Source organism: bacterium (genome assembly GCA_028821235.1).
Classification (GTDB): Bacteria; Actinomycetota; Acidimicrobiia; order Spongiisociales; family Spongiisociaceae; genus Spongiisocius.
The window spans coordinates 36,359-60,091 of sequence record JAPPGV010000054.1 but is presented as its reverse complement, the minus strand read 5'-3'; the positions used below and the strand labels follow the sequence as shown (position 1 = coordinate 60,091).

The 23,733-nt window shown below is 67.2% G+C and carries 22 protein-coding genes; 5 read left to right on the top strand and 17 right to left on the bottom strand.

The window, feature by feature from the left end:
- The 3 genes from OXK16_05920 to OXK16_05910 form a co-directional block, all read left to right on the top strand.
- On the top strand, positions 1–879 hold an 879-nt coding region (locus OXK16_05920), incomplete at its 5' end, for a nucleoside hydrolase (GenBank protein MDE0375486.1).
- A gap of 123 nt (positions 880–1,002) precedes the next feature.
- Positions 1,003–1,248 carry a ribbon-helix-helix protein, CopG family gene (locus OXK16_05915; GenBank protein ID MDE0375485.1) on the top strand — a complete coding sequence of 82 codons (246 nt, stop codon included), beginning with the start codon at positions 1,003–1,005 and terminating at the stop codon, positions 1,246–1,248.
- A gap of 6 nt (positions 1,249–1,254) precedes the next feature.
- Positions 1,255–1,572: a type II toxin-antitoxin system PemK/MazF family toxin gene (locus OXK16_05910; GenBank protein MDE0375484.1), complete on the top strand. Its 318-nt coding sequence runs from the start codon at positions 1,255–1,257 to the stop codon at positions 1,570–1,572.
- A 75-nt stretch (positions 1,573–1,647) separates the two neighbouring features.
- Here OXK16_05910 and OXK16_05905 read toward each other — a convergent pair whose 3' ends face one another.
- The 5 genes from OXK16_05905 to OXK16_05885 form a co-directional block, all read right to left on the bottom strand.
- Positions 1,648–2,931 (bottom strand): ABC transporter permease, encoded by a 1,284-nt coding sequence (locus OXK16_05905; GenBank protein MDE0375483.1) that lies wholly within the window; start codon positions 2,929–2,931, stop codon positions 1,648–1,650.
- Positions 2,928–4,049, bottom strand: coding sequence for an ABC transporter permease (locus OXK16_05900; protein ID MDE0375482.1), 1,122 nt, complete (start codon positions 4,047–4,049; stop codon positions 2,928–2,930). Before OXK16_05900 ends, OXK16_05905 begins: the two co-directional genes overlap by 4 nt.
- On the bottom strand, positions 4,046–5,557 hold the full coding sequence (locus OXK16_05895) for an ABC transporter ATP-binding protein (protein MDE0375481.1): 1,512 nt from the start codon (positions 5,555–5,557) through the stop codon (positions 4,046–4,048). The genes OXK16_05900 and OXK16_05895 overlap by 4 nt, the downstream gene beginning before the upstream one ends.
- A gap of 59 nt (positions 5,558–5,616) precedes the next feature.
- On the bottom strand, positions 5,617–7,686 hold the full coding sequence (locus tag OXK16_05890; protein ID MDE0375480.1) for a BMP family ABC transporter substrate-binding protein: 2,070 nt from the start codon (positions 7,684–7,686) through the stop codon (positions 5,617–5,619).
- A gap of 145 nt (positions 7,687–7,831) precedes the next feature.
- Positions 7,832–10,321 carry an ATP-dependent Clp protease ATP-binding subunit gene (locus OXK16_05885; protein MDE0375479.1) on the bottom strand — a complete coding sequence of 830 codons (2,490 nt, stop codon included), beginning with the start codon at positions 10,319–10,321 and terminating at the stop codon, positions 7,832–7,834.
- A gap of 161 nt (positions 10,322–10,482) precedes the next feature.
- Between OXK16_05885 and OXK16_05880 the strand changes: the two genes are divergently transcribed.
- Positions 10,483–11,490: a polyprenyl synthetase family protein gene (locus tag OXK16_05880; protein ID MDE0375478.1), complete on the top strand. Its 1,008-nt coding sequence runs from the start codon at positions 10,483–10,485 to the stop codon at positions 11,488–11,490.
- 48 nt (positions 11,491–11,538) lie between these two features.
- Here OXK16_05880 and lysS read toward each other — a convergent pair whose 3' ends face one another.
- From lysS to OXK16_05835, 9 genes are all read right to left on the bottom strand, one after another.
- Positions 11,539–13,062 (bottom strand): lysine--tRNA ligase, encoded by a 1,524-nt coding sequence (gene lysS / locus OXK16_05875; GenBank protein MDE0375477.1) that lies wholly within the window; start codon positions 13,060–13,062, stop codon positions 11,539–11,541.
- Between the two features lie 472 nt (positions 13,063–13,534).
- A complete protein-coding gene (locus OXK16_05870) occupies positions 13,535–14,311 on the bottom strand; it encodes a type III pantothenate kinase (GenBank protein ID MDE0375476.1) in 777 nt (258 codons plus the stop codon).
- 2 nt (positions 14,312–14,313) lie between these two features.
- Entirely contained in the window at positions 14,314–15,231 is a 918-nt protein-coding gene (gene panC / locus OXK16_05865; protein MDE0375475.1) for a pantoate--beta-alanine ligase, read from the bottom strand.
- Positions 15,232–15,245: 14 nt separating this feature from the next.
- Positions 15,246–16,121, bottom strand: coding sequence for a DUF2520 domain-containing protein (locus OXK16_05860; GenBank protein ID MDE0375474.1), 876 nt, complete (start codon positions 16,119–16,121; stop codon positions 15,246–15,248).
- A gap of 112 nt (positions 16,122–16,233) precedes the next feature.
- The gene (locus OXK16_05855) at positions 16,234–17,028 is read right to left on the bottom strand and encodes a thymidylate synthase (GenBank protein MDE0375473.1); all 795 of its coding nucleotides are present in this window, start codon (positions 17,026–17,028) and stop codon (positions 16,234–16,236) included.
- A gap of 115 nt (positions 17,029–17,143) precedes the next feature.
- Positions 17,144–17,875 carry a maleylpyruvate isomerase family mycothiol-dependent enzyme gene (locus OXK16_05850; protein MDE0375472.1) on the bottom strand — a complete coding sequence of 244 codons (732 nt, stop codon included), beginning with the start codon at positions 17,873–17,875 and terminating at the stop codon, positions 17,144–17,146.
- Positions 17,876–17,884: 9 nt separating this feature from the next.
- Entirely contained in the window at positions 17,885–18,100 is a 216-nt protein-coding gene (locus OXK16_05845) for a hypothetical protein (GenBank protein ID MDE0375471.1), read from the bottom strand.
- An 86-nt stretch (positions 18,101–18,186) separates the two neighbouring features.
- Positions 18,187–19,293: a Fic family protein gene (locus tag OXK16_05840; protein ID MDE0375470.1), complete on the bottom strand. Its 1,107-nt coding sequence runs from the start codon at positions 19,291–19,293 to the stop codon at positions 18,187–18,189.
- 84 nt (positions 19,294–19,377) lie between these two features.
- Positions 19,378–20,517 (bottom strand): AI-2E family transporter, encoded by a 1,140-nt coding sequence (locus OXK16_05835; GenBank protein ID MDE0375469.1) that lies wholly within the window; start codon positions 20,515–20,517, stop codon positions 19,378–19,380.
- 208 nt (positions 20,518–20,725) lie between these two features.
- On the opposite strand from OXK16_05835, the gene OXK16_05830 reads away from it, so the two are divergent.
- Positions 20,726–22,666, top strand: a complete 1,941-nt coding sequence (locus OXK16_05830) for an AMP-binding protein (GenBank protein MDE0375468.1) — start codon at positions 20,726–20,728, stop codon at positions 22,664–22,666.
- Between the two features lie 43 nt (positions 22,667–22,709).
- Here the strand turns inward: OXK16_05830 and OXK16_05825 are convergent, their stop codons facing one another.
- Genes OXK16_05825 through OXK16_05815 form a run of 3 tightly spaced genes read right to left on the bottom strand, consistent with a single transcriptional unit; the run spans position 22,710 to position 23,628 of the window.
- Positions 22,710–23,033 (bottom strand): cytochrome c, encoded by a 324-nt coding sequence (locus OXK16_05825; protein MDE0375467.1) that lies wholly within the window; start codon positions 23,031–23,033, stop codon positions 22,710–22,712.
- A 5-nt stretch (positions 23,034–23,038) separates the two neighbouring features.
- On the bottom strand, positions 23,039–23,401 hold the full coding sequence (locus OXK16_05820) for a helix-turn-helix domain-containing protein (GenBank protein ID MDE0375466.1): 363 nt from the start codon (positions 23,399–23,401) through the stop codon (positions 23,039–23,041).
- Positions 23,398–23,628 carry a thiamine-binding protein gene (locus OXK16_05815; GenBank protein MDE0375465.1) on the bottom strand — a complete coding sequence of 77 codons (231 nt, stop codon included), beginning with the start codon at positions 23,626–23,628 and terminating at the stop codon, positions 23,398–23,400. Before OXK16_05815 ends, OXK16_05820 begins: the two co-directional genes overlap by 4 nt.
- Between the last annotated feature and the right edge of the window lie 105 nt (positions 23,629–23,733).

The following is a 23,733-nucleotide window of genomic DNA, read 5'->3' as shown; positions in this document are numbered from 1 at the left end:
CTGGCGATGGCCCTCAACCACCCCGACGTGGACGTGGTGGCGATGACGACAGTGGCCGGTAACTGCTCCCTGAAGGACACCACCCGCAACGCCCTCTACACAGCGGAGTTGTGCGGATCAGCCGTACCCGTCTACGCGGGCGCCGACCGTCCCCTGCTGGTGAAGGCTCGCCCGGCTACCTGGTTCCACGGGATGGACGGGCTCGGTGACCAGGGATACCCGCACCCGTCCCGATCCGCCGAGGACGAGGACGGCGTAAGCGCCCTCATCAACCACATACGCGGGAATCCCTGCTCCACCCTGGTCACCCTCGGGCCGCTCACCAACGTGGCGCTCGCCCTGGCACAGGCGCCCGACATCGTGGACCTGGTGGGCCGCTGCGTGGTCATGGGAGGCACCGCCAACAAGGTGGGCAACGTCACCCCCGCGGCGGAGTTCAACCTGTGGTTCGATCCCCACGCCGCCCGCATGGTCTTCGCCTCCGGCCTTCCGATCGAGATGGTCGGCTGGGAGATCTGTCGCGGCGAGGCCGGCCTGGACCCCACCGAGCAGTCCGCGCTCCGAGCACTGGACACTCCCCTGGCCCACTTCTTCCTCGACTGCAACTCCACTGCGATCGAGTCCGCCCACCGGCAGTCGGGCACCCGCCGGCTGGAACTCCCCGACCCGACCGCCATGGCGGTGGCGATCGACAAGCGCAGGGTGGTGACCGCCAGCTCCCGCCACTACGTGGACGTGGAGGCAGAGAGCCCGCTGACCAGGGGAATGTCGGTGGTCGACTCCTTGGACGTAACGGGAAATCCGGCCAACGTCGAGGTAGTCAAGGCCATAGACACAGACCGCTTCAAGCAGATGATCTTCGACGCAGCCGCCGGCTAGCCCTGTTCGCGTCCGCCGAGTAGGTCTTCCAGCCATCGCCGCTGCCGCTCGCCGAGCCGCTCACCCGGAAGACCGACTCCACCACAGCTTCCATGCGAGCCCATATGTATTACCATATGGTGCATGGCCCGCCGTGAAGTTCTGGTACAGCTCGATGACAACCTCGTGGACCAACTAGACCGCTTGGCCAAGGCATCGGGCACCAACCGTTCCGAACTCCTGCGCCGTGGAGCACGAGCGGTTATCGCAGCCGAGGAAGCTGCGGCCGCCGACCGCGAACTGGCCGAGGCCTACCGACGCCTACCTCCGGATCCGGCGCTCGTACGATCAGCGGCACGGCTAGCAGCCCGCACTGTCCCCGAGTGGTAGGTGGTTTTGAGAAACGAGATCTACTGGGCAGATCTCGGTCCACCTGCCGGAAGGCGGCCCGTGTGCGTGGTTACGCGGAACGCAGCGGCCGCGGTGCTCACCTCTGTCACGTGCGCGCCCATCACCCGTACCGTGCGGGGTATCAGGTCGGAAGTAGAGGTAGGTCCAGACGAAGGACTACCCGAACCCTGTGCAGTCAACTGCGACAGCCTCATCACCGTCCCGATCTCGTATCTCGACTCAAGTCCGGTGGGACGGCTTGGCGAGTTCAAGAGGGCCATGATGGATCGGGCTCTGCGCTACGCCCTCGACATCCAGTACTGACGTAGGCAGGCCATAGATACGGGTCGCTTCAAACAGATGACCTGAGGCGATCCGGATTCCGGAGCCGCTAGGCCGCTACGTCTCGCCCTTGCGGAAGGGGAGGCCGTCGGCGGCGGGTGGGCGGAGGCGGGAGGTGGCGAACAGCAGCACCACGAGGACCGCGATGTGGGGGGTGATGGCCGGGAGCTGGTTGGGAACGCTGGTCGAGTTCATGTACCAGAACCCCACCGCGATCGCCACTATGGCCAGCTGCAGCGTCCCGGTGTATCCCCTCCGCTTCAGGATGCGCCACAGCACCAGCAAGGCGATGGCGAGGACCACCAGCAGCAGCAGGCCGTGGGCGGCGTTCTCGTCCCGAAGGCGCAGGGTCTCGGTGAAACCGAAGAGCAACGCCCCGCGTGCGGTGCCGATCGGGTTCCAGTTACCGAAGATCATGGTCGCCAACCCGATGTAGCCCTTCCCCTGGGTCTGGCCCTCCTTGTACAGCCCGGACAGCTGGATCGCCAGGAAACCGCCCCCGAGCCCGGCCAGGAAGCCGCTGATCACCACGCCGTAGTACTTGTACTTGTAGACGTTGACGCCCAACGAGTCGGCTGCGTGCGGGTGCTCGCCGCAGCTGCGCAGCCGCAGCCCGAAACTGGTCTTCCACAGGACGAGTATCGAGATGGGTAGCGCCAGGTAGGCGATCAGGGTGAGCCATGACATCTGGAACATGAAGCCGCGCAGTATCCCGGCCAGGTCCGAGATGAAGAAGATTCCGCCGCGCTCTATCGCGCCGAGGACGTCCGGGCTCTCCCAACCGAAGATCGTGCCGCCCGCCAGGACCGGCAGCGTGAAGTTGCTCACCCCGGAAATGGTCGGGGACTGAGTGATCGAGCCGCCGCGATCCGAGAAGTGCAGGTCGGACAGGAACCGGGTCAGGCCGGGAGCCATCAGGTTGATGGCGACCCCGGCGATTATGTGATCCACGTTGAACCCGACCGCGGCCACCGCCATGACGAGGCCTCCCATGGCGCCTGCCACGGCCGCGAGGAGCATTCCGAACCAGGGGCCGCCGATCATGGTCCCGAAGGCCCCGAACCAGGTACCCAGGATCAACATCCCCTCCAGGCCGATGTTGACCACCCCGGACCGTTCCGAGAAGATCCCGCCCATGCCGGCCATCAGGATGGGCACCGACCAGGCCAGGGCGATGGCCCACGTTCCGCTCGAGGTCAGATCGTCCGTCGGCAGGGAGGCGAACTGCTGGGTGGAGGCGAGCAGGAGCACCGCGCCCAACCCGTAGACGATCCAGCGGCGATTCCCGCTCACGAGGTTCGCCCCGAGGCTCATCGTCGGCCGCTCGCGCAGGGCACTCACGTGTCGGCCTCCTCGGCTCCGGCGGCGCTCTCGACCTGTGAGGACGCGGCCGCTGCGGCCTCGATCCTCCTGCGCCGCTGAGCCAGTGCGTAGGCGATCACGGCGAACAGGATGATCACGGCCACCATGATCGTGACGATCTCACGCGGGGCGTCCCCGCGTACCTCCAGCACGCCCGACGCCCGTTCCAGCCAGCCGAACGCCAACGCGGCCACGGCCGCCCCCACCGCGTGGTTGCGGCCGAGCAGCGCCACCGCTATCCCGGCGAAGCCCAGGCCCTGCGGGAACCGGAGGCTGTAGAAGTGCTGGTCTCCGAGCAGGTCCGCCATGCCGACCAGCCCGGCCACCGCCCCGCTGAGCAGCATGGCCAGGACGATGGTCCGCTTGGGCGGCACGCCGCTCGCCTCGGCGGCCCAGGGGTTGGCGCCGGTGGCGCGCAGGTCGTATCCGAGCCGGGAGCGGTTGATGATGAGGTGGTACGCGACGCCCACCAGCGCCGCCACGAGGATGAACCCGGTCAACTCGACCCGCTTGATCTCGCGGGTCACCAGCTCGACGATAGGGTTGAGGCTGGGGAACCAACCGGTGGTGGCGATGTCACCCAGGCGGGTGTCGAGCGACTCCGACTCGATCTTCCACCGGCCCAGCAGAAACGACACCACGCCGGACACCGCGATGGCGTTGAGCATGATGGTGGAGATGACCTCGTGGACGTTCCGGGTCACCTTCATCCAGCCCGCCAGCCCGGCCCAGGCCGCACCCACGATCATCGCCGTCACGAGGATGATGGCTATGTGGAGCGGCGGGAACAGGGAACCTACGCCGGCGCCGACGTAGGCGGCGAAGAATGCCGCCAGGATGTACTGGCCCTCCACGCCGATCTGGAAGAGGTTCATCCTCATGGCGATGGCGAAGGCGATGCCCGACAGGTAGAGCGGGGTGGCCCGGTTGAACGACTCGATGACCGTCTCCAGCCGGCTGCCGTACTCCCATATGTTGCCGAAGGCCACGAGGGGGTCGGCCCCGGACACCACCAGAACGAGCGCGGCCACCAGGAGCGCCAGCCCCACCGCGGCCAATGGCGGCCCTACCACACGGCGCACACCGGTCCAGCTCACGCGGCTGCCCCTGTCATGTAGGCGCCCAACTCCCTCGGCGTGACCCTGGCCGGATCCAGCCTGGCCACGATCTCACCGCGCAGCATCACTAGGAGCGTGTCGCTCAGGCCGATCAGCTCCTCGAGATCGGCCGAGATCAGCAGCAGTCCCAAACCTTCCGCCCGGGCCCGGCGCAGGTCCTCCCAGACGGCGGCCTGCGAGCCGACGTCGATTCCCCTCGTGGGGTGGGCTGCGATCAGCGGGTTGCATTCGATGGCCAGTTCCCGGCCCACCACCAGTTTCTGCTGGTTGCCGCCGGAAAGGGCATGGACGGGCGTGTGGACACCGGGTGTGCGCACGTCGAAGCGCTCGACCACGTTGGCGGCATGGTCCCTGGAAGCCTCATCGTCGATCCATACCCGGGAGCTCAGGAAGCGCCGCCGCGTCTGGTGACCCAGGATGCTGTTCTCCCAGACCGGCGCCGGCAGCAGCAGTCCCCGCCGGTGGCGATCCTCGGGGATATACCCGAGGCCGGCCTCCCGGCGTTGCCGCACCGACCAGCCGGTCACGTCGTCGCCGTGCAGATGGATGGAGCCTCCGGTCACCGGTGCGATTCCCAGGATCGCCTCCACCAACTCACCCTGGCCGTTGCCCTCCACACCTGCCACCCCGACGATCTCGCCGCACTGGACCGAGAATCCGACGTCCCGCAACCTCGTCACCCCGGCCTCATCCACCACCGAGATCCCCTTGACCTCGACGGCGGTCCGGTCGGTGACGGTCGCCTCACGCGTCTCGGGAGTGGGAAGTTCCGAGCCCACCATCAACTCGGCCAGATCCTGGGCGGTCACGTCCTCCGGCTTGACCCGCGCCACCGACCGGCCCTGGCGGAGCACCGTGATCGTGTCTGCTATCTCCAGCACCTCGTCCAGCTTGTGGTCGATGAAGATGATGGTGTGTCCCTCGGTCTTGAGTTCCCTCAGGTTGCGGAACAACTCCTCCACCTCCTGGGGAACCAGCACCGCGGTGGGCTCGTCCAGGATGAGGATGCGCGCCCCGCGGTAGAGGATCTTGATGATCTCGATCCGCTGCCTCTCCCCCACCTCCAAGGTACCGACGGCGTCATCGAGGTCGAGCGCCAAGCCGTAGGCCTCACCCAGCTCCCTCAGCCGGGACCGGGCGGTGGCGAAGTCGATCAACGCCCCCTTGGACGGCTCCGCACCGAGGATCACGTTCTCGATCACGGTGAGGTTGTCGGCCAGCATGAAGTGCTGGTGGACCATCCCTATACCCACGTCGATCGCCTCCCTGGGGGAGGAGAAGGTGCGCTCCTGCTCGAGCACCTCGATGCTTCCCTCATCGGGAGCCTGCATCCCGTAGAGGATCTTCATGAGCGTCGACTTGCCGGCGCCGTTCTCGCCGCAGATGGCGTGGATCTCGCCCGCCTCCACTACGAGGTCGATGCGGTCGTTGGCCAGCACACCGGGGAATCGCTTGGTGATTCCCTTCAACCGCACCGCGACGCTCATCGGCTCATCATCCCTTCGTCAGCCGACGCTCGTCACCTTGTCTCCCGATCGGGCCTCCGTCAACCCGCGTAGTCGGCGGGGTCGCGGCTCACCACGATCTCGCCGGAAACGATCTTCTCCTTGAAGGCGTCGAGCTCGGCCGTTATGTCGTCCACGTGGCCGCCGGAGGTCGAGTACCCGACACCGTCCACCGACAGGTCGAACACCTGCGGACCCGGCGCGAACGTGCCCGACTGGATCGCCTGGATGGTGTTGAACACCGCCACGTCCACCCGCTTGAGCATCGACGTCAGGATGTAGGGCTGGAAGTCCGCACCCGCGGTGAGGTACTGGTCGGAGTCGACCCCGATCGCCCACACATGGGTGTTGTTGGCCTCGGAGTAGTCCTTGGCGGCCTGGAACAGACCGCCCCCGGTGCCGCCCGCCGCGTGGTACACCACATCGGCGCCCTGCTCGAACATCGACTGCGCGATCACCCGACCCGCCGCCGGATCGTTGAACCCGCTGAAATCGGGCGGCTCCGTCACGTACTGGGAGATCACCTGGATAGAGGGGTCGATGGCTTGCACCCCGGCCAGGAACCCGGCCTCGAAAGCGTGGATCAACGGGATGTTCACCCCACCGATGTAACCGACCGTACCGGTCTGCGTCTTGAGAGCCGCTATCACACCCACCAGGAAGGACCCCTGCTCCTCGGCGAAGATGAGACCGGCCACGTTTGGAGCGTCCACCACTGAGTCCACGATCGCGAAGCTCGTGTCCGGATACTCCGCCGCCACGTTCGCCATCGGCTCGCCGAACAGGAACCCGACCCCGATCACCAGATCGGAGCCTTCCGACGCCTGCAAGGCCAGCAGCTCCTCACGGTTGGTCCCGTCCTCGTTGGCAGACGCCTCCGAGTTCTGTGTCCCCAACTCCGCGGCCGCCTTGTCGAGGCCCGCCGCCGCCGCGTCGTTGAACGACTGATCACCCCGACCGCCGATGTCATAGACCAGACCGACGCTCACCGGCTCGCCTGTCGCGGGCGGCGGAGGCACCACCCCCAGGTCGGTCGGGTCGCGGCTCACCACGATCTCACCGGAGACGATCCGCCCCTTCCAGTTGTCGAGTTGGCCCGCGATGTCGTCCACGTAACCGCCGGAGGTCGAGTACCCGACACCGTCCACCGACAGGTCGAACACCTGCGGACCCGGCGCGAACGTGCCCGACTGGATCGCCTGGATGGTGTTGAACACCGCCACGTCCACCCGCTTGAGCATCGACGTCAGGATGTAGGGCTGGAAGTCCGCACCCGCGGTGAGGTACTGGTCGGAGTCGACCCCGATCGCCCACACATGGGTGTTGTTGGCCTCGGAGTAGTCCTTGGCGGCCTGGAACAGACCGCCCCCGGTGCCGCCCGCCGCGTGGTACACCACATCGGCGCCCTGCTCGAACATCGACTGCGCGATCACCCGACCCGCCGCCGGATCGTTGAACCCGCTGAAATCGGGCGGCTCCGTCACGTACTGGGAGATCACCTGGATAGAGGGGTCGATGGCTTGCACCCCGGCCAGGAACCCGGCCTCGAAAGCGTGGATCAACGGGATGTTCACCCCACCGATGTAACCGACCGTACCGGTCTGCGTCTTGAGAGCCGCTATCACACCCACCAGGAAGGACCCCTGCTCCTCGGCGAAGATGAGACCGGCCACGTTTGGAGCGTCCACCACTGAGTCCACGATCGCGAAGCTCGTGTCCGGATACTCCGCCGCCACGTTCGCCATCGGCTCGCCGAACAGGAACCCGACCCCGATCACCAGATCGGAGCCTTCCGACGCCTGCAAGGCCAGCAGCTCCTCACGGTTGGTCCCGTCCTCGTTGGCAGACGCCTCCGAGTTCTGTGTCCCCAACTCCGCGGCCGCCTTGTCGAGGCCCGCCGCCGCCGCGTCGTTGAACGACTGATCACCCCGACCGCCGATGTCATAGACCAGACCGATACTGATGGGCTCACCCGCCGGAGCCTGGGTGGTGGCGGAGGTCGCGGAGGTCGCCTGGGCTGCGGTCGTGGCGGGCGTTTCATCGCCGCCGCAAGCGGCCGCCAGCAGCCCGAAGGCCGCCAGCACGATCAACAGCCTGGTCTTAACGCGCATGATTCTGGATCCTTTGATTCGGGCCCCGATGTACAGGGACGGGTGGGTTGGACATTCTACGCCGGGTGAACGGTCGCCGCTAATGGGGAGCCGGAGGATGTGACCGCCTCGCGCCGGATGCGCGGAGCGGTTAGACAGCCGACAGTCAGGAGGAGTCGACCAGATCCAACGGGGGGCTGTCGGGGGTGTCGACCATCTCGAAGATGAGCGAGTCGCCGTCGGGATCAGCATCCACCACGATGGTGGTACCCGGCGTGTACTCGCCCAGCAACACCTGCTCGGCCAGCGGATCCTCGAGGTACCGCTGGATGGCCCTGCGCAACGGGCGGGCGCCCAGGTCGCGGTCGTAGCCCCTGGAGACCAGGAAGGTCTTGGCGGCGTCGCTGAGCACCAGGTCGAGGGATTGGGTGGCCAACTGCTCCCGATCCCGTACCAGCATCAGGTCGACGATCTGTTTGACCTCGTCGGTGGTGAGCTGGTGGAAGACGATCACCTCGTCGATCCGGTTGAGGAACTCGGGCCGGAAGTGCTTCTTCAGGTTGTCGGTCAGCCTCTCCTTCATCTTCTCGTAGGTGACCTCGTCGCTCTCCTGCTGGAATCCCACCGCCTTCTTGCGCAACGACTCGGAACCCAGATTGGAGGTCATGATGATCACGGTGTTCTTGAAGTCCACGGCCCGACCCTGAGCATCGGTCAGGCGACCGTCCTCCAGGATCTGGAGAAGGGTGTTGAAGACGTCGGAATGGGCCTTCTCGATCTCGTCGAACAGCACCACCGAGAAGGGCTTGCGGCGCACCGCCTCGGTGAGCTGGCCACCCTCGTCGTAACCCACGTAACCGGGTGGCGATCCGACCAGGCGGCTCACCGTGTGCTTCTCCATGTACTCCGACATGTCGAGCTGGATGAGAGAGTCCTCGTCGCCGAACAGGAACTCCGCCAGCGCCTTGGCGGTCTCGGTCTTCCCCACTCCGGACGGCCCGAGGAAGATGAACGAACCGCTCGGCCGCTTCGGATCCTTGAGGCCGGCCCTGGTGCGGCGGATGGCCCGGCTCACCGCCGAGATCCCGTCGTGCTGCCCGATGATCCGCTTGTGGAGCTCCTCCTCCATGTGGACCAACCGGGCGGTCTCCTCCTCGGTGAGCCGATGGACCGGAATGCCGGTCCACTGGGCGAGCACGTCGGCGATCTCGTCCTCATCGATCAACGTGTCGTCCACCACAGCGGACGACTCGGCCGACTCGGCCTTGTAGCGGGCCCGGTCGGAGATCAGAGCCCGTTCCTGGTCGCGGAGTTGGGCCGCCCGCTCGAACTGCTGCGCGGAGACCGCTTCCATCTTGTCGTTGCGGACCGCGCTCAACTGGTCGTCGATCTGGCGGATCTGGGAGCTGGAGGAGCTCCGGAAGATCCGGTTGCGGCTGCCCGCCTCGTCGATCAGGTCGATGGCCTTGTCGGGGAGGAAGCGATCCGAGATGTAGCGGTCGGCGAGGGTGGCGGCCGTCTTGAGCGCGCTGTCCGTAAAGCGCACCGAGTGATGGGCCTCGTACCGGTCCTTGAGCCCGTGCAGTATCCGGACCGTCTCGGCAACGGTGGGCTCGTCCACGTGAATGGGCTGGAACCGGCGCTCCAGGGCGGAGTCCTTTTCCAGGTACTTACGGTACTCCTCCAGGGTGGTCGCCCCGACGGTCTGCAGCTCGCCCCGGGCCAGCATGGGCTTCAGAATGCTGGCGGCGTCGATGGCGCCCTCCGCCGCTCCCGCACCCACCAAGGTGTGGATCTCATCGATGAAGAGGACGATGTCTCCCCGGTTCTTGATCTCCTTCAGGACCTTCTTGAGGCGTTCCTCGAAGTCGCCGCGGTAGCGGGACCCCGCCACCAGGGCGCCCAGGTCGAGGGTGTAGATCTGCTTGGTGTTGAGGGTGTCGGGTACCTCGCCCGCCACGATCCGCTGGGCCAGGCCCTCCACGATCGCCGTCTTGCCCACCCCGGGCTCACCGATCAGGACCGGGTTGTTCTTGGAGCGCCTCGAGAGGATCTGCATGACCCGTTCGATCTCGGGGTAGCGACCGATCACCGGATCGAGCGCGTGATCACGGGCCATATGGGTGAGGTTGCGTCCGAACTGGTCCAGCACGGTGGAACCCGATTGGGACGAACCCCTGCCGGACGGAGCGGTACCGGCCCGGGCGGGCTCGTCTCCCGAACCGCCGGAGAGGAGTTGGATTATCGTATGCCGCACCCTGGGCAGGTCGGCGCCCAACTTCTCCAGCACCTGCGCGGCCACCCCGTCACCCTCGCGGATCAGGCCGAGGAGGATGTGCTCGGTGCCGATGTAGTTGTGTCCCAGCTGCAGGGCCTCCCGCAGGCTCAACTCCAGTACCTTCTTGGCCCTGGGAGTGAACGGGATGTGGCCGGCCGGGGACTGGTGCCCCTGGCCGATGGTCTCCACCACCTGGCTACGCACGGAGTCCAGCCGGATACCGAGGTTGAGCAGACCCCGGGCGGCGACCCCCTCGCCTTCGTGGATGAGGCCGAGGAGGATGTGCTCGGTGCCGATGTAGTTGTGGTTGAGTAGCCGCGCTTCTTCCTGGGCCAGGACCACCACTCTGCGGGCCCGGTCGGTGAAGCGTTCGAACACTGGCGGTCAACCTCCGACTCGGCGGCTCTGGCTCACAGGATACAAGCTTAGGAGTACTCGTCCCGGTAACCGGCGACTATAACGCAAGCCGGTGACAAGCCGATGGGAGAAGAGCGGGGCAATCCGCTTACCATACGGCGCTCTACCGCGGCGGCGAACGGATGCCATTGTCCACCGACACCATCAGGGCCCTGATCGAGATTCCCGGGGTCTGGGAGCGAATGGAACGCGTCGAGCAACGGCTGCTCGACGTGTCCCGCGCCGGTGACGACTTTCTCACCGAGATCTCCCAACACCTGCTGCTCGCGGGAGGCAAGCGCTACCGGCCGGTCCTCACCCAGCTGGCCGGTGAGTTCGGGCCCACCCGCGACCGCCGGCTGATCGAGGCCGGCGCGGCGGTGGAGCTGATCCATATCGGATCCATGTACCACGACGACGTGATGGACGGCGCCCACACGCGCCGCGGCACCACGTCGGTCAATGCCAGGTGGGACAACTCGCTCGCCATCCTGGCCGGCGACTTCCTCATCGCCCGGGCATCGGAGATCGCTGCTACGTACCTGGGCATGGCTTCGGTCGAGCTCCTGGCGCACACCTACCGGGACCTCGTGACCGGCCAGGCCCTGGAGCTCAAGCTGACAGGCGACGTCAGCCACGGGCCCGCCGATCATTACCGGGTGATCGGGGGTAAGACCGCCAGCCTCATCAGGACCTCGGCCCGCCTGGGTGCGCTGGCCGCCGACGCGGCGGACGATACGGTCGAGGCGGTGTCCACCGCCACCTGGGAGCTGGGGATCGTGTTCCAGCTGACCGACGACGCCCTCGACCTGGTGTCCACCGGGGAGGAACTGGGTAAGCCGGCCGGGAGCGACATCCGCCATGGCGTGTACACGCTGCCGGTCCTCTACGCCCTGGAAGGGTCGGCAGGAAGCCGGATCATGGCCCTCCTGCAACAGGAGGGACCCGTAACCGAGGATGCGGTCGGTGAGGTGATCGGCCTGGTCAGGGAGGGCGGCTACGTCCAGCGGGTGCTCGACGAGTGCCGGCACCGGCTCGCCAGGGCCGCCGAAGCCACCGCCGGCCTGCCCGACATCGAGGCCCGGGAGGTCTTCCGGCGCATGGGTGACTTCCTAGTCGACCGAGTGGGATCCGTCGGAGCGAGTCGCTAGTTGCTAGTTCCTAGTCGCTAGTTATTACTAAGCACTAACGACTAGCGACTAGGCTTCAGGGCGCAGGTGGGGGAACAGGACCACCTCGCGGAGATTCCGCTGGCCGGTCAACAGCATCACCAGCCGGTCGACGCCGATGCCGAGGCCTCCGGTGGGGGGCATGCCCAGTTCCAGCGCCTGCAGGAAGCTCTCGTCCACCGGGTGGGCGGTCTGGTCACCGGCCGCGCGGGCTGCCGCCTGAGCCTCGAACCGAGCCCGCTGGTCGAGCGGATCGTTGAGTTCGGTGAACGCGTCCACATACTCGGCGCCGGCGATGTATAGCTCGAAGCGTTCCACCAGGCCCTCGACCGAACGGTGCTGGCGGGCCAGCGGGGAGATGTCGATGGGATGGTCGATCACGAAGGTGGGCTCCCACAGATGCTGCTCGACGCGCTGGTCGAACACCTCTTCGACCAGCTTCCCGAATCCCCAATCCTGATCGGCCTGCAAACCGGCCGAGCCGGCCAGGGCTCGTAGCTCGGCAACGGGAGTGGACGGCGTGATGGCGGCGCCCAGCGCCTCGGACACCAGCTCGAGCATGGGGACCCGCCGGTAGGGAGGCCGGAGGTCGAGGGGACGACCCTGGTAGCTGAGCCCGGTGGCGCCGATCACCCGCTCCGCCACAGCCGGGATCACCTCCTCCATCAGGCGCATGATGTCGTGGTAGTCGGCCAGCGCCTGGTAGGCCTCTAGGGTGGTGAACTCGGGGTTGTGCCTGGCGTCGATCCCCTCGTTCCGGAAGACCCGGCCCAGCTCGAACACCCGCTCCATGCCGCCCACGACCAGCCGCTTGAGGTGCAGCTCCGTGGCGATCCGCAGGTACATCGGTAGCCCGAGCGCGTTGTGGTAGGTCTCGAACGGACGGGCCAGCGCGCCGCCCGCCTGAACCTGCAGCACCGGGGTCTCCACCTCGACGAAACCCCGCTCCTCGAACTGGCGGCGCAACTCGGACACCACCCCGGCCCGGACCTCTGCTATCCGCCGGGATTCGGGGTTGACCAGCAGGTCCAGCTCGCGGCGGCGGAACCGGACCTCCGTGTCCTTGAGTCCGTGCCACTTGGCCGGCAGGGGCCTCAGGCTCTTGGCCAGCAGTGCGAAGTCGGCCAGGTGGACGCTCAACTCGCCACGGCGGGTGGTCATCACCTCCCCTAGGGCCCAGATCCAGTCGCCCTGATCCAGATCCTCGAAGCCGGCCAAACCCTCCTCGCCGAGACCCCCGGCCTCGGCGAACAGTTGGATACGTCCCGAATAGTCCTGGAGCACACCGAAGATCAACCGGCCGAGGCGCCGGGTGTTCATGAGGCGTCCGGCCACCCGGACCTCCACCCCGGTCCTGGTGTCCGCCTCCAGGCTGCCGAACCTCTCGTGCAGCTCGGCGGCGGCTGCGTCCCGGTCGTATCCCAGCGGGTAGGGCTCGACGCCACCGGCGCGTAACCGGGCGACCTTGTCCAGGCGACGCGAGGTAAGAGGGTGCTCGGCCAGACCGGCCCCTTCGGGAACCTCGCGCTCGGGTGGTGTCTCGGGCTCAGCCATCGGTCGGCAGGCTACTCGCCCCGGCGGATAGCCCTGAGCATTCGTGTTCCCAAAGCCCACCACCCCCCCTACTCCCATAAAGCCCTACATATGAGACGCTGGAGCTGGTGTCCCGGGTCCTTCGTCGCCGTGTTCTGTGACCAGTCACCGTGGCGGACGGCGCGGGTCCGGCGTCCGGACAAAGGGGTTGAACACGTCACATACCTGCCGCATACTGTCCGGCAGTCACAAGCACCGCCGGTTTCCTGCTTTCGACGTCGAGGGAACCGGAACCGGGATCAATTCGGGAGCGGACCCGTAGGGGGATAGCGGGACGCGTTCGGACCGAAGGAGGTGGTGGCTGGGGGATGGGCCCGCCGGGGAGGGCGTATTCCGGCGTTTTTCGCGTTCTCGATGTCTCCGAGACTGATGACGAATCCCCGAATCAAGACAATAGGAGGGCACTGAAGACGTCCGGTTGTTGAGCACACTCCTAGAGATTGCGCTCCCATACGAGCCTGAGGCCTTCAAGGGTCAGGGTGGGGTCGACGGTGCTCACCAACTGCGACAGCGGGACTATTACCGAGGCGATCCCGCCGGTGGCAACCGTCGCCACCGGCCCCCCGCCTCTCCCCTCCGCCTCTTCGAGGATCCGGGCCAGGATTCCGTCGACCAGGCCGGCGTAGCCGTAGAGCAGCCCGCTCTGGATGGCTTCCACGGTGCCACGACCCACCACGGACCGGGGCTCCACCAGGTCCACCCGCCGCAGGGCGGCCGTGGCCGACACCAGCGCGTCCATCGAGACTTCGAGCCCGGGAGCGATTGCGCCGCCGATGTAGGCGCCGTCCGCATCCACCACGTCGAACGTCGTGGCGGTACCGAAGTCCACCACCACTGAGGGAGCGCCGTAGCGCTCCCGCGCCGCCACGGAGTTGACCACCCGGTCGGCCCCTACCTCCCGGGGATTGTCGATCTTGATGGCCATACCGGTCCGCACCCCCGGCCCCACCACCAGAACCCGCGACCCGACCAGCTTCTCCAGCGACGAGCGCAGGGCGGTTGCCACCGGCGGAACCACCGAAGACATGGCCGCCCCATCGAAGTCGGCGGCGCGATAGCCGGTCGGGCCCAGCAAGCCCCGCAACAGGATCGTGAACTCGTCCTCGGTCCGTTCCCGACCGCTCGAGAGGCGCCAACGGGCGACAATCTCGGAACCGTCGAACAGACCGATCACCGTCTGGGTGTTGCCGATGTCGATTGCCAGGAACATGGTCAGGCCGCCCCGCCCGGTGGCTCCATGGCCTGTTCACGCGCGGTCATGGTTCCCTCCGATCCGTAAAGGAGGCTGGGCCGTCCCAGCCTGACTCCGCGGTCCGCCGACGCGCCATGACGGTCGGCGACCAGATGAACGTTATCGATGATCCGGACCGGCCCGAAGCGCGCAGCCGCCACCAGAACCGTCTCGCCCTCGGCGATGGTCGCCGGGGTCATCGTGGCGGCCTCGCACAGACGGGCGTACTCCAATGCATCCTCGGGAACCGCGCTCCGCACGGCCGCCTCCAACACGGTAGCTCTCCGCTCACCCCGGTCGAACCGGTCGGCCGCCAGCATCAGCCCGATCGACAGGGCCAGAGCCTCGGCTCGGCGCGCTCCCAGCAGGACGTTGCGCGACGACAAGGCCAGGCCGTCGACCTCCCTCACGAGCGGGCAGCCCACCACTTCGACCGGGAAACCCAGGTCCTGGACGAGGCGGGCGATCAACGCGAGCTGCTGGGCGTCCTTCCGCCCGAAGTAGGCCCGGTGGGGCTGCAGGCCCGCCAGCAACCTGGTCACCACGGTGGCCACCCCGTCCATGTGGCCGGGACGGAACTCCCCTTCCAGCCGCTCCCCGATACCGGCCACCGTCACTCCGGTCAGGGGCCTGCTCGGAAACATCTCCTCCGGGCCGGGCACGACCATCAGGTCCACGCCGCATGCCTCGGCGAGCGTCAGGTCGCGGTCCGGATCGCTCGGGTAGCGGGCCAGGTCGGCGGGGTCTTCGAACTGCAAGGGGTTCACGTAGAGCGTGGCCATCGTCTGATCGCACTCGGCCACCGCGCGCTCCATCAGCGAGAGGTGGCCCTCGTGGAGGAAGCCCATGGTCGGCACGAGTCCCACCAAGCCGCCGGCCTGCGCCCTGGCCTCCGCCATGGTGGTTACCACTCTCAGGGCGACCCCCCTCCCTCGATGACCGGACCCGGCGAACGAGATCCTCCCGGCGGGCGGGCGGTCACCTGGAGTATCTCCTCCACCTCGACCCTCCCGGCCAGCTGGGCGGTCAGCCTGGTCAGAACCCGGAAGGCTTCCGATGCGTCCGGCGCGTGGCGGTCGACCGCCTCGATCTGGCGCCGGACGGTCCCGAGGTCGCCCCGCGAGATCGGCCCGGTCAACGACTCCCGGAATCCCAGGTCGAAGGCGTTGGCAACCGCCTGTTCCACCATCGGGCGGGCCGCCGCGGGATCGACGCCGGCCTCCGTGAACATGTACTCCGCCACGCAGAGCGCCGCCGAGACGTAGTTGGCGGCCACGCCTCCCGCCGCGTGGTACAGCGGCTTGCGATCATCCGCCACCCGGAACGGTCGGCACCCGAGCGACCGGGCGAAGGACTCCAGCTCGGTAGCCCAATCGTCGGGGGCGGTTATCCCGACGAAGGCGCCTGGGAAGGCGCGCGATCCGGCCTCCCAGCCCGGCAAGGTCTGCAGCGGGTGGAAGCTGCCGGTCACCAGGCCGGCCTCGCGGAGCGGGTCCAGGACCCGGACCGATGTCAGGCCCGAGAGATGGATGGCGCCGCGTATCCGGTCCGCCGGCGGAGACAGGGTTGCGGCCACCTCGGGAAGGGCATCGTCCCGGACCGCCACCACCAGCAGATCGGCCTCGGGCATCGGCTCTCCGATAAGGCGGATCCGGACTCCGAGGTGTTCGGCCAGCGGCTGGTGGCGGGTCCGGCGGCCGAAGATACCCACCAACTCGTGACCTGCGGCTCGAGCGGCCACCGCCAGCGATCCACCGGCCCGTCCCGGGCCTACCACGACGATCTTCATTCACGCTCCTGGTTGCGGTCCGGATGATCCGGTACCGATCCACGGACCAGATTACAAGCTCCACCGTGGTTGCAGACTCTGCCCGCGGCGGGTGGTGCGAGCGGGCCGATGCTCAGACGGCCACCGGTGCCGGGATGGCCGGGTGGGGGTCGTAGCCGATCACGCGGATGTCCTCGTAGCGATACGAGAACAGGTCGTTCCGCTCGGGAAGGACCAGCGACGGGAGAGGCCTGGGCCGCCGCCGGAGCTGCGCATCGGCCTGCTCGACATGGTTCCTGTACAGGTGCACGTCACCGAAGGTGTGGACGAACTCTCCCGGACGGAGGCCGGTCACCCTGGCCACCATCATCAGGAGCAGCGAGTACGAGGCGATGTTGAAGGGCACTCCCAGAAAGATGTCGGCGCTGCGCTGGTAGAGCTGGAGGCTCAGGCGACCGTGGGTCACGTAGAACTGGAACAGCACGTGGCACGGAGGGAGCGCCATCTCCGGCAGGTCGGACACGTTCCAGGCCGAGACGACCAGCCGCCGGGAGTCGGGGTCGGTACGGATCCGGTCCACCACGTCTGACAGCTGGTCGATGGTCCGGCCGTCGGCGCCGGTCCAGCTGCGCCACTGCACGCCGTATATAGGACCCAGGTCGCCGGTACCCGGGTGGGCCCACGCGTCCCAGATAGACACCCCGTTGTCCTGCAGATACCGGACGTTGGAGTCGCCGGCCAGGAACCACAGGAGCTCATGGACCACCGAGCGCAGGTGGACCTTCTTGGTCGTGAGCAGGGGGAAACCCCTGTCGAGGTCGAAGCGGAGTTGGCGTCCGAAGAGGCTGTAGGTGCCGACGCCGGTACGGTCCTCCTTCAGGGTTCCCTCGTACCTGACCTCTTGCAGCAAGCTCAGATACTGCTGCATCGTCTACCGGTGCGGTATGTCGGGAACACAGGTCAAAGTTAATCAGGCGCGCGGCAGCAATCGCGGTAATTGCCGCCAAGTGAATTTCGCGGCCTGATCCGGTCGCGCCGACCCATCAGAACGAGGTCTCGCTCCAGTAGTCGAGCACGTCGCCCCGGCCTTCCACCCGGATGTCATCGGGCGGGATCCGGTTCCAGAGGTACAGGTACAGGTCGGAGGCCCGGCCCGTCACGGTGCAATCCACCGGCCCCTCTCCCCCGGCACGGCCGGCCGAGTCGGCCGGTCCGAAGGAGACCGTCCAGTGACGGCCCGCATCGGTGGCGACCACCCTGAGGGTCTTAGCCTCGGGAGCTCTCGGACCGCGGTCGGGTCGCGAGATGAAGAACACCATCAACTCGTCGATCCCGTCCGCGGCGTGTTCCGCATCGAATCCGGAGACGGCGCCGGCGACCAACTCGGCGTCAACCCGATGGATGGCGGTCTCGTGGGCCTGGCGCCGCGCCCAGAACGCCCGGGAGTCGGGCATCTGCATGATGGTCCAGCAGTCGAGATCGTCGGGGGCCGACTCCAGGGCCGACACCAGCCGCGCGTGACCCTCCCGGAACCAGTCCACCAGCCCTCCGTCGGGGGGCCAGCCGCCGGGGAGCATATCCTCACGGCCGGGAGGCTCCGGCCTGGCATCCCGGACCATCGTGCCCGCCCATCGGTGCACCCAGCCGGTGTGGCGCAACAACTGCCGCACGTTCCACTCGGGACAGGTTGGCACCGGATCATCCAGGGACAGGCCGGCAGCCACAGTGGCCATGCGCCGGCCCTCGGAGCGCAGCGACCCGATCCAGGCGCTCACGTCCATCGGCTACCCCCCTGCGAGCGGGATCCTCAGGACCAGGTGATCCTGCTCCACCGACCAGACCGCCCCGCCGACCAGGGCGAAATCGGTGTAGTCCGTCTCGGCCTGCTCTATGAACGCCCTCCGGCCCTCGCCCGCCACCGGGGGCAGGGGACGCTGGCGCACGGCTTCGGCGCGGTTTCGGAAGCGTTCCAGCATCGCATCGATATCGAACTGTGCCACTGCCCCTCCTCTCTGGCTACCAGGAACGGTAGACGAGTACAGCGTGCTTGGAGCCGGCCACAGCCGGAGAAGACTACGCCGGACGATCAGACCGAGCCGAAAGGGTCGGGTATCTGTGGTCGGAACGTTCGCGCCTCCGCCACGCGCGACAGGAACTGCTCCGACGCTAGGTAGTAGCGGCCCCGCCGCTCTCCCACCGGTCGTAGCAGCCCGAGATCCACCAGCTTCCTGAGATCGGCCGATGCCACGCGCTCGCTTGTGTCGGCGTAGGCGACGTGCCGATACCGCCGCACCCGGTACCCCTCCGCCGCGTCGAACAGCGAACCCATGTTCCGTTCGTCCAAGCCGGCCTCGGCACGCACCCGGTCCACGGTTGCCCACACGCGGTTCGACTCCTCGATCCGCCACTCCATCGAGTGCGCCTGGTGGTAGTGGGCGCCGAGGACGAACCGAATCCAGGGTCGAGCATCGCGCTCCGGCGCCCAGCCGGTCCCCCCCACCTCGGCCAGCACTCTGTAGTAGCGAGGCGTGTTGATCCCGAGATACTCCTCGATGCTCGAGAACCAGGGATCCAGCGTGCCGTTGCGGCCCATGACCAGCGTGTGTAGGGCGCGCGCCATCCGACCGTTCCCGTCCTTGAAGGGATGGATCATCAGCAGGTTGAGGTGCGCCATTCCGGCCTGCACGATCGGTGGGCTCTTGTCGCCGGCCTCGTTGAGCCGCTCGGCGAGTTCCCGCATCAGCCCGGGCACCATCTCGCTAGCCGGACCTTCGTAGTCACCCACGAAGATAGGACCAGGTCGGTACAGGCCAGGGAGCTTGTCATGATCGTGCTGCATCATCATGTAGTGGAGGCTGCGGAGCAACCCGTCACTGTAGGAGAAATGAGGATCGTCGCTCATCTGGATGACGTATCCCATAGCATCCCGGTAACCGGCCAGAGCCGCCCAGTCGGGGTCGGATGCATCGAACCGCTCGGCCCTATCCACAGACGCCACCGCATCATCACGGCTCACATGATGGCCTTCGATGCCGGTCGATGCCCGGATGGAGTCGGCTTCCAGAAGCCTCCGGAGTAGCCCACCCCATCGGCGCGGTTCGTACAGTTGATATCGCAGGCGATGCCGGACACCATCGATCGCGGCGACCACCTCCAGTTCCGCATTGTCGGGTGCAGGGGGCTGGAACAACATTTCCGTTATTCCTTTACATAGGGAAGAAGTTCCTATATTAAAGGAACACCCTGGAATCTGGAAATCGATCCTCACCGGAGGTATTCAGCTGTCCGCCCCGTCTCCGGCGGGCGGCCCTTCGACACCCGCGGGCTGCTCAGAGGCCGCACCGAGGTGCTCCTCGTCCACGTGGTGCTGCTCGACGTAGGTGGAGATGAACGCCTGGATGATCGCGGTTGCCGGAAGGGCCACCAGCGCGCCGACCACGCCGAGGAGCGAGGTACCGACCAGCACCGACCCGAACGCCACCGCGGGATGGAGCGACATCGTGCGGGCGGTGATACGGGGAGAGAGGACGATGTTCTCGATCTGCTGGTAGACCACCAGCCCGACGATCACGACCACCGCGGTGATGGGCCGCACGGTCAGGGCCACCAGCACCGGAACCAGCGCGGCCAGGTAGGTACCCACAGCCGGGATGAACTGGCTGACCACCCCAACCCACACCGCCAGCGCCAGGGCGTACGGGACCCCCACGATCAGGAGGAAGACGTAGGTGAACACCGCCGAGATCAGGGCCAGGAGGGCACGGGAGTAGACGTAGCCGCCGGTCTTGCGGATCGCGATCTCCCAGATGCGGCTCACCTCGGCCTGGCGCTCGGGACGCACCAGCGACAGCACCGTCCTGCGGAAGCGGGGCCCGTCCGCCAGCAGGTAGAAGGTGAACAGCGCCATGGTGAACAGCTGGAGCAACAGGTTGACGGCCTGCGCGCCCACACCGAGCACGCCGCTGGCCACGGACGTGGCGTAGGTCTGGAACGACCCCTGGAGGTCGAGCATCCCGGCCGACAAGTTGGAGAGGTTCAGGTTGAGACCGAACCGGTCGTTCAGGAGGGCGCTCAGGTCGGTCAACCAGCCGGGGATGTTGGATATCAGGGAGGCGATCTCCACCACCATGGGCGGGAACGTGACCGCCGCGAACACCAGACCGACCACGAAGGCCGCCGCGAACACCACGCTGGTGGCCAATCCCCGGCGCCATCCCCGCCTGGCCAGGAAGTCGACACCCGGCTCCAGCGCGAAGGACGCGAAGAGGGAGAGCAGCAGCGCCAGGAGAAAACTTCTCAGCCGGATGATCGACCACACGAGGAGGTAGGTGCCGAGGAATGCCAGCACCACGAGCACGATGACACGAGGTACCCACGGCGGCATGCCGTCGTGCTTCCGGCTTCCGTCGTGCTCCATACCGGAAAAGCCTAACGGGAAGGGCTGATCCGGATGAGGACCCGGGTCGCCCGGGCCGTACCCCGCCGGTAGAAGGGTGCTGGGAGAGACGGGGACGGTCTGGCGGCGATGCCTCGACCTGGGGTTTCGTTGCCGGCCGGCAGGCCGACGAGACGTCCTCGGTACGCTCCTAGAGTAGACCTCCGCACGAGAACAGGAACGCCCGGAGATGGACAGGCAACCGATCGTCTGGAAGGCCTCCGATGCGGAGGTGGCCCGCTCACGCACCGTCGACTTCATGGCCCGCCACGGGATCGACACCTACGAGGACCTGGTCGAACGCTCCATCGCCGATCCAGAGTGGTTCTGGGAGGCCGCCATCGGCTATCTGCGCGTCCCCTTCTCGGAGCCCTATCACACCCTGGTCGATACCAGCGACGGGATCCAGTTTCCCCGGTGGTTCTCGGGCGGGGAGATCAACCTCTCGGAGGTGTGCGTGGATCGCTGGGTGGTGCAGGATCCCGAGCGGACCGCGCTGGTGGCGGAGCGGGAGGACGGAGCCCAGCGGAGCTACAGCTTCGGCGAGTTGCTGGAGATGGTGGAGCGGGCGGCCGGCGCCCTGGCGGAGGCCGGCGTCGGCAAGGGCGACACGGTGGCCGGCTACCTCCCGATGATCCCCGAGGCCGTGGTCTCGATGCTGGCGGCCGCCCGGATCGGCGCCATCTACGTGCCGATCTTCTCGGGATTCGGTACCGAGGCGGTCGCCTCCAGGCTCGAAGCCTCGCAACCCGCGGTGATGGTGACCGCCGACGGATACACCCGCCGGGGCAATCCGATCGGAATGAAGGAGACGGCCGACCGGGCCATCGAGGCGGCGGGCGTCGCGCCCAACGTGATCGTGGTCTCGAACGTGGGGCGACCGGACACACCCTGGACAGCAGGACGGGACCGTTGGTGGGAGGAGTCGATCGAGACCGCCGCCCGCCTGGGCGCGGTCGCTACCGGCAGCGAGGATCCGGTACTGCTGGCCTATACCTCGGGCACCACGGGGAAACCCAAGGGGGTGGTCCATGTTCACGGTGGTCTGGCCGTCAAGCTGGCGGTGGAGGGCGCCTTCCAGTTCGAAATAGCGCCAGCAGACCGGGTGATGTGGATGACCGACCTGGGCTGGATCATGGGGCCTTGGATGGTGGTGGCCGGCCTGAGCAACGGCGCTTCCCTGGGCTGCTACGACGGCGCCCCCGACTACCCGACGCCCGGGCGCACCTGGCAGCTGGTCGAGACGCTGGGTATCACGGTCCTGGGCATATCCCCCACCCTGATCCGCGCCCTCCAGCCCCACGGCGCCCACCATGCCGCCGCGTGCGACCTGTCGGCTCTCCGGGCCATCGGCTCGACCGGCGAGCCGTGGAATCCGGACCCGTGGTGGTGGCTGTTCCGGGAGGTCGGGGGCGAGCGGGTGCCCATCATCAACATCTCGGGCGGGACCGAGATCGGGGCCTGCCTGCTCTCGGTAAACATGCTCCAAGGCATCAAGCCCACCTCTCTGGGCGGTCCGGCTCTCGGCATGGCGGTCGACGTGTACGACGAGAAAGGACACCCCCTGAGGGGCGACGTCGGTGAGCTGGTGTGTTCAAAGGCGTGGCCCGGCATGACCCGGGGCTTCTGGGGCAGTGACGACCGGTACCTCGACACCTACTGGAACCGCTGGCCGGACATCTGGGTGCACGGCGACTGGGCATCGGTGGACGAGGACGGCTTCTGGTACCTGCACGGACGTTCGGACGACACGCTCAGCATCGCCGGCAAGCGGATCGGCCCGGCGGAGATCGAATCGGCCGCGGTTGCCCATCCCGGCGTGGTGATGGCGGCGGCCATCGGCGTGCCGCATCCCGTCAAGGGCGAGGCCATCGCGATATACGCCGTGCCTACGGCCGGGACCGACCACAGCCCGGAACTTGTGGAAGCCATCTCCGGCCAGGTGGTGGACCATCTGGGCAAGGCCTTCCGGCCGATGGCGGTCGAGCTGGTCGACGACCTGCCGCGAACCCGGTCGGCCAAGATCATGCGCCGGGTGGTGCGAGCCCGGGCCCTGGGTCAGGAACCAGGCGACCTGACCAGCCTCGAGAACCCCGCCGCCGTGGATGCCATCAATCGCCTCAAGGTCTAATTGCCAGGTCGTTTGATCCACTACAACCAGCAACTACTGACCACTACCTGCCCTGCTGTCGCATGATGTATCGGGCCACGCGGAGGATCTGGTCGTCCGAGAGGGTACGCCGGAAGGCGGGCATACTCCCGATCCCGGCGTAGATGGACTGGACGAAGTAGCGCTCGGGCTTGTCGATCGATCCGGCGCCCTCGCCCACGAGAGCCACGCCGGTTCCGCCCCGCAGGTCCGAACCGTGGCAGCGGGCGCACATCTGGACGTAGATCTCCTGTCCGGTGGCGTCCTCGGGCAACTCCGAGCCTCCGCACGCCGCCATCACCGCCGCCAAGGCGACGGCGGCGGCCGCGCCGAGGATGCGCTTTCGCACCTTCCCTACTCGCCCCGGATCGAGTTCAGGTAGTTGTAGATGGTGATGCGGCTCACCCCCATCACGTCAGCCACCTCGTTGATCGAGCGGCGGAGCCGGAAGGCCCCGCGCTCGTCCAGCAGCCGGACCGCCACCTGCTTCTGAACCCGTCCCAGCTCGTCCAGCCTTCCGCCCAACTCCCCTTCCACCTGGGCGACCAGGTGATCCAGGGCGTCGTGGAGGGTCAGGACGCGTACCGCCGCCACCGTTTCCCCCTCCCACTCGAGGGGTATGCAGTCGCCGTCGGTCCCGTTCGGGTCGACGATCTCGGCCCCCATCGCCTCGACCAGGGGCCGGACCGCCTCGAGCAGGGGGTGCTCCTCCCTCATGGAGTGACCGTCATGGTCACCGCCACCCGGGTGGCCCCGGCCTCCATCGCCGCCCTGATACCCGCGGCCGCCCTGTCGAGCACCACGTCAAGGTCGCCCTCGACAGCGGTTCCGAACGGGCCTATGTCAGGCGACAACGGAGCGAGCGCCTCTATGGCCGCCTGGACGTGGGGACCCTGCCTGCCCTCGGTGAAAGGCTCCACAGTGAACTCGGCTCGGGCAAGCACTCTCCACACTCCTTGATCTTGGACGTTACGAGGTTATACCCCGCCGCATGGTTGCCGAATTTGCTTCGGGGATTGCTAGGATTTTGACAAAATGTAAAAGATAGC